The following is a 541-nucleotide window of genomic DNA, read 5'->3' as shown; positions in this document are numbered from 1 at the left end:
TCGAAAGGCCACCTTCAACCGGGCAAGCGCTTCGGGGCTCTCAGTGACACAGACAATCATTTCTTGCGCAGCACCAGAAAAGCCAAAATCACCACAACCGCGCCAATCAACCAAGGGCTCACCCCTTGAGGACTGCCCATGTTGATGGAGCCAATGCTTTGGCCGCTGTTATTGGTACTCGTAGCCGTAGAGGGGCCAGCTTGACCGCCACTAATTGGCATGGTGCCGCTATTGGTGAGGCCACCGCCTAGCATCGGGATCATAAGCCCCCCTTAAGAAGCGCGTAGCCCACAACCAAGAGCACCAACATCATCACAAGCTTGCTTGAGCCCTCAGAGAGCTGAAAGCCCACAATGCCGCCACCCAAAAACACCACAGGGAGTAGAAAAGGCATTACTTACCCCCTTTCATCAGCATCACGACCAGCAAGAGAACAATAAGAGCGCCCACACCCATGACGATGTAAGTCGTATTCATGCCCCCTTGATGGCTAACCAGAGGGCGGCCATCGGCGGTCTGCCCCTCTACTTGATGCGGTCGT

Annotated in this window: 2 protein-coding genes; both read right to left on the bottom strand. The window is 55.3% G+C overall.

Translation table 11 applies throughout. The features are described 5' to 3' along the window. Window positions 1-56: 56 nt before the first annotated feature. Entirely contained in the window at window positions 57-263 is a 207-nt protein-coding gene (locus OH458_RS21985; RefSeq protein ID WP_005475929.1) for a hypothetical protein, read from the bottom strand. Then, a complete protein-coding gene (locus OH458_RS21980; RefSeq protein WP_263280378.1) occupies window positions 260-394 on the bottom strand; it encodes a hypothetical protein in 135 nt (44 codons plus the stop codon). Before OH458_RS21980 ends, OH458_RS21985 begins: the two co-directional genes overlap by 4 nt. Window positions 395-541: the final 147 nt, after the last annotated feature.

The organism is Vibrio sp. MarTm2 (assembly GCF_027587055.1).
Taxonomy (GTDB): domain Bacteria; phylum Pseudomonadota; class Gammaproteobacteria; order Enterobacterales; family Vibrionaceae; genus Vibrio; species Vibrio sinaloensis_D.
This window is presented reverse-complemented; position numbering and strand designations above follow the sequence as displayed.

Bases quoted from the DNA above. Each gene is read 5' to 3' on its own strand.
- OH458_RS21985 (WP_005475929.1), bottom strand. From the start codon at position 263: ATGATCCCGATGCTAGGCGGTGGCCTCACCAATAGCGGCACCATGCCA.
- OH458_RS21980 (WP_263280378.1), bottom strand. From the start codon at position 394: ATGCCTTTTCTACTCCCTGTGGTGTTTTTGGGTGGCGGCATTGTGGGC.